Source organism: Mesorhizobium sp. M1E.F.Ca.ET.041.01.1.1 (genome assembly GCF_003997355.1).
In the GTDB taxonomy this organism is placed as follows: Bacteria; Pseudomonadota; Alphaproteobacteria; order Rhizobiales; family Rhizobiaceae; genus Mesorhizobium.
This window is the reverse complement of the sequence record NZ_RZSL01000455.1, coordinates 1-5069: the sequence shown is the minus strand read 5'-3', so window position 1 is coordinate 5069 and position 5069 is coordinate 1. Positions and strand designations below refer to the sequence as shown.

Below are 5069 nucleotides of genomic sequence, written 5' to 3'. Positions count from 1 at the left end.
GATTGGCGCCGGCCGAGTCAGGACCGACGCGAAAGCGGCCGGCCTCGTAGTGCAGGATCGAACCGCCGCCGGCGGCGACGGTGTGGATGCGCATCATCGGCGCGCGGATGCGCACGCCTGCGACTTCGGTGTCGAAGGCGCGCTCATACTCGCCGTCATAATGGGCGACATCGGTCGAGGTGCCGCCCATATCGAAGCCGATGACCTTGTCGAAGCCGGCGAGCTTCGCCGTCTCGACCATGCCGACCACGCCGCCGGCCGGGCCGGAAAGCAGCGCATCCTTGCCCTGGAACATGTCGGCGGCGGTCAGCCCGCCCGACGACATCATGAACATCAGGCGGGGCCCCGGGCCCAATTCTCCGGCTACCCTTTGCACGTAGCGCGACAGGATCGGCGAAAGATAGGCGTCCACCACCGTGGTGTCGCCACGGCCGACCAGCTTGATCAGCGGCGAGACCTCGTGACTGACCGAAATCTGCTCGAAGCCGATCTTGCGGCAGACCTTGGCCACCGCCTTTTCATGGTCGGGATATTTCCAGGCATGCATGAAGACGATGGCGACCGCGTCGATGCCGTCGGCCTTGGCCTGCTCGATCGCCGGGCGGCAGGCGGCGATGTCGAGCAGGCGCTCGACGCAACCGTCGGCGCGCACCCGCTCGTCGATCTCGATCACGCGCTCGTAGACCTGCTCCGGCAGGATGATTTCCTTGGCAAAAATATCCGGCCGCGCCTGGTAGGCGATGCGCAACGCGTCGCGAAAACCCTTGGTGATGAGCAGCAGCACTCGGTCGCCCTTGCGCTCCAGCAGCGCATTGGTTGCGACCGTGGTGCCCATCTTGATGTCGCCGATCCGATCCGCGGGAATGGCGGTGCCGGATTTTAGCCCAAGCAGGTCGCGAATGCCCTGGATGGCGGCATCGGCATAGACCTCAGGGTTCTCGGACAGAAGCTTGCGCGGGTGCAGCCGGCCCTGCGGATCGCGGCCGATGACGTCGGTGAAGGTGCCGCCCCGGTCGATCCAGAAATCCCATTTCTTGTTCACCGCGGCTTCCGGCATTCTGCTTATCCAATCTGTGCGAGCGTATGTTCTGTTAGTTCGCCGTTTCGACCGCGGCAATCGCCAGTTGATGTTACATTTGGAAATGCAACGTTACGAAACCTGGGAGCCGCTTGATGCATTTCTCCTGCGACCGTTCACCGAAATGTGAACGTTTGCTGAAGGAGAGATACCATGAAGAAGCTCATCCTGGCGTCTGTTTCGGCGCTCGCCCTGCTGGGGGTCGCGGCTTGCAGCAACAGCGGTACCGGCACTGACAACACGACCACCCAAAGCACCAACCCGCCGGCCAATGAGCAGCCGATGAAGCCAGCTACGCCTGACGCTTCGAAGCCTGCTGAACCGGCTCCGGCAACACCTCCTGCTGCGCCCGCGCAGTAGAAGCCAATCGAATGAAATCCGGAAGGCCGGCCTTGCGCTGGCCTTCCTTTTTTTGCCGGGACTGCGGTCAACGGCCGTTGGGCCTGCGGCATCGTCCCGGCTTGATAGCGGTGGGCGGTTCGCACTAAGTAGCCGGCATGTCGATTTGGGACCGCCTCGGCGACTTCATCGCTCGTGTTTCGTCGTCGGCGTCCTCGGGCGTCGCCGATGTCGTCGAGGCCGTGCGTACAGTGTTTTCCGGCGACCCGGATCTGCGCCGGCGCGTTGCCTTCTCGGTGGCGATGATCGCGCTCTCGGCCAAGATGGCGAAGGCTGACGGCATCGTCACTCAGGATGAAGTGCGCGCCTTCCAGGAAATCTTCGACGTGCCGCCGAGCGAGACGCGCAACGTGGCGCGCCTCTACGATCTTGCCAAGCGCGATGTCGCAGGGTTCGAGATCTATGCCCAGCGCATGGCGCAACTCTGCGGTTCGGGCCACGCGAATTGCATGATGCTGGAAGACATACTCGACGGGCTGTTCCATATCGCCAAGGCCGACGGGCTGATCCACGAGCGGGAAGGGCAATTCCTGCATCGCATTGCCGAGATTTTCCGGATCGACGAGGCGCATTACCAAGCGATCCTGTCGCGGCACGTCAATCTCGGCGCCGCCGATCCCTATGTCGTTCTCGGCATCGAGCGAGGGAAGCCGTTCGAGGAGGTCAGGAAGCGCTACCGCAAGCTGGTCTCCGACAATCACCCTGATAGGCTTATCGCGCGCGGCCTGCCGCAGGAGTTCATCAAGATCGCCACGACAAGGGTCGCAGCGATCAACGCGGCCTATGAGATGATCGAACGGGGCCTCAGGCACGTATGAGCGGTTTCTTGCCCGACCAGCCGGGTGCCGAGGTCAGGGTGTCGCCGAATTTCGGTCCGCGACGCGAGACGCTCAGGCTCGACATGATCGTGTTGCACTATACCGGCATGGCGACCGGCGCCGGCGCCGAGGCGTGGCTGTGCGATCCTGCAAGCGAGGTGTCCTCGCATTATCTCGTCCATGAGGATGGCCGCATCGTGCAGATGGTGCGCGAGAGCGACCGCGCCTGGCATGCCGGCAAGAGCTCATGGTTCGGGCGCACCGACATCAACTCGTGCTCGGTCGGCATCGAGATCGTCAATCCCGGGCATTCGCTCGGCTATAGAGCTTTCCCGAAGCGGCAGATCGATGCGGTGATCGGATTGTGCGCTGGGATCATCGGCCGGCACTCCATTCCAGCTCAGAGGGTTCTTGCGCATTCCGACGTGGCGCCGGGGCGCAAGGTCGATCCGGGCGAGAAGTTTCCCTGGAAAGCGCTTTTTGCGGCCGGCGTCGGCCATCTCGTTCCCGCGGCCCCGATCAGGCTGGGCGCGGCACTGAAGGCGGGCGATGCCGGCGCCGAGGTCGAGGCATTGCAGTCGATGCTGGCGCTCTATGGTTATGGCGTAGAGATATCGGGCATCTTCGATCGCCAAACAGAAATCGTGGTGGCGGCGTTTCAGCGGCATTTCCGGCGGCGGTTGGTCGACGGCGTTGCGGATGACTCGACGATCCGCACGTTGCAAAGGCTGCTGGCTTCCGTGAAGGCAGCCTCGCTCAGATAGTCTCGCCAGGTTCCCTAAATTACAACTTTGTCATACAAAGTGAATTGCCTCGCCTTCATTGGCGCCAATTCGCTCTCCAAACGCAACTCCCGCAAGTTGTCGGACGTCTAGCCTCCCAAGATGTGCCGATATTGAGTTAGCCACGCCGAGCGAAGTTCTTCGCGCGGTTCAAACAGAACAGGACTACATGCAGAAATTGACCGTTGTAGCGGCAGCCGTTGCTGCCGGAGTGATGACTTTTGCCTTCGGCCCGGCGAACAGCGCGCCGCTGAGCTTGCGGGCCGCCGACAATGGGTTCGCGGCAACCCCCGCAACGCCGAAGACGGCCTCGGATCCCAAAGCCGCAAAGCCAAAGAAAACCGATGAGACGAAAGTGCAAAAGGCCGCCGCATTGAAGTCGGCAAGATCAGCGCCGAAACGCGGTGCGAAGCGCGGCAAGCGGAGCGTCGACATGACGATGACGGCGTCCATTCACCCGGAGAAGCCCGTATCGTCGTCTTCGGCCATCGGCGGCGGGGCTGCCGGCGGCCAATATTCTGCGATCATCGCCCGCTATGCGGCAAGCTATGGCGTCCCGGTCTCGCTCGCCAATGCAGTCATCAAGATCGAGAGCAATTACCGGCCGAACATGGTCGGCAGCGCCGGTGAGATCGGCCTGATGCAGATCAAGCCGGCGACGGCGCGGATGATGGGCTATACGGGTTCGGCCAAGGGACTGTTCAACCCCGATACCAACATCAAATACGGCATGAAGTACCTTGCCATGGCGCAGGGCCTCGGCGGCGGCACCACCTGCGGCACGATCCTGAAATACAATGCCGGCCACGGTGCAAGGCGGATGAATCCGGTTTCGGCCGCCTATTGCAGCAAGGTCAAGGTGCAGATGGCGGCGCTCGGCTCGCCGGCATAAAGCTCATATTTCGAAGTGGATTTGGGCAATGCATGTTTGTTCATGCATGTCGTTGTCCCAAAACCGCTGCGCACTTTGGGAGACATGCACTAGCTTTTTCGTTTGCGTTTTCAGGCGGGAATCCCTTTATACGCGCTTGCCAGCTGGCCGGGCGGCCGCGCCCGCGAAGCCGAAAGGCTGCGGGTGAGGAAAGTCCGGGCTCCATGGAGACACGGTGCCGGCTAATGGCCGGCGGGGGCAACCCCAGGGAAAGTGCCACAGAAAGCAAACCGCCGCGGCGAATGCCGCGGCAAGGGTGAAAGGGTGGGGTAAGAGCCCACCGCGCGACTGGCAACAGGAGCGGCACGGCAAACCCCACCGGGAGCAAGACCGAATAGGGGCGGTGCGAGGGGAAACCTTCGAGGGCTGTTTCCGGCCCACCGCCCGGGTAGGTTGCGTGAGGCGCATGGCGACATGCGCCCAAGATGAATGGCCGCCACGTTCTCGCGCCGAAAGGCGCGAGGGCCATACAGAACCCGGCTTACAGGCCAGCTGGCATTTTCCTACAATGGTCTTGGCGGCGCGCTATGGGCCGAGATGATCCAAAGACGCCTCGATCGCCTGCCAGAGTTCCTCGACCGGCTCGCAGCCGATCGACAGCCGCACGAAGCCGGGCGGCACGGCGTCGCCGCGCTTCGAGCGGCGTTCGGCCGAGCTGTGCACGCCGCCGAATGACGTCGCCGATTCAATCAACGCGCAATTGTCGATGAAAGCCTCTGCAGTCTCTTCCGAGGCGAGTTCGAACGAGATGAGGAAGCCGAAGCGCTCCATCTGGGCGCGAGCCAGATTGTGCGAGGCATCTCCCTCCAGACCCGGAAAGCGCAAGCCGCTTACGGCGCGATGCGCCTTGAGACGACGGGCGATCGTTTCGGCCGACGAGCACATGCGATCGAAGCGCACCTCGAGTGTTTCGAGGCCGCGATGCACGAGCCAGGCCTCGAACGGGCCGGGAATGCCGCCGGCCGTCTCGCGCCAATCCTTCACTTTCGCGACGATGTCCGGATTGCGGCTGGCGACATGGCCGAAGAGCACATCCGAATGACCATTGATCGCCTTGGTGT

The 5069-nt window shown here is 62.8% G+C and carries 6 protein-coding genes and 1 other RNA gene; 5 read left to right on the top strand and 2 right to left on the bottom strand.

All coding sequences use genetic code 11. The features are described from left to right. On the bottom strand, nt 1-1042 hold a 1042-nt coding region (locus tag EOA38_RS27605; RefSeq protein ID WP_145966090.1), incomplete at its 3' end, for a hydantoinase/oxoprolinase family protein. A gap of 189 nt (nt 1043-1231) precedes the next feature. On the opposite strand from EOA38_RS27605, the gene EOA38_RS27600 reads away from it, so the two are divergent. From EOA38_RS27600 to rnpB, 5 genes are all read left to right on the top strand, one after another. Next, on the top strand, nt 1232-1438 hold the full coding sequence (locus EOA38_RS27600) for a hypothetical protein (RefSeq protein ID WP_126093074.1): 207 nt from the start codon (nt 1232-1234) through the stop codon (nt 1436-1438). A gap of 137 nt (nt 1439-1575) precedes the next feature. Further along, on the top strand, nt 1576-2295 hold the full coding sequence (locus EOA38_RS27595; protein ID WP_126093075.1) for a DnaJ family molecular chaperone: 720 nt from the start codon (nt 1576-1578) through the stop codon (nt 2293-2295). After that, nucleotides 2292-3059 (top strand): N-acetylmuramoyl-L-alanine amidase, encoded by a 768-nt coding sequence (locus tag EOA38_RS27590; RefSeq protein WP_126093076.1) that lies wholly within the window; start codon nt 2292-2294, stop codon nt 3057-3059. Before EOA38_RS27595 ends, EOA38_RS27590 begins: the two co-directional genes overlap by 4 nt. 187 nt (nt 3060-3246) lie before the next feature. Next, nucleotides 3247-3969: a transglycosylase SLT domain-containing protein gene (locus tag EOA38_RS27585; RefSeq protein ID WP_126093077.1), complete on the top strand. Its 723-nt coding sequence runs from the start codon at nt 3247-3249 to the stop codon at nt 3967-3969. A 139-nt stretch (nt 3970-4108) separates the two neighbouring features. Continuing rightward, an RNA gene (rnpB, locus tag EOA38_RS27580) (RNase P RNA component class A) lies at nt 4109-4508 on the top strand. Nucleotides 4509-4533: 25 nt separating this feature from the next. On the opposite strand, the gene EOA38_RS27575 is transcribed toward rnpB, so the two are convergent. Further along, a partial coding sequence (locus tag EOA38_RS27575; protein ID WP_189434940.1) for a PLP-dependent transferase occupies nt 4534-5069 on the bottom strand: 536 nt, incomplete at its 5' end.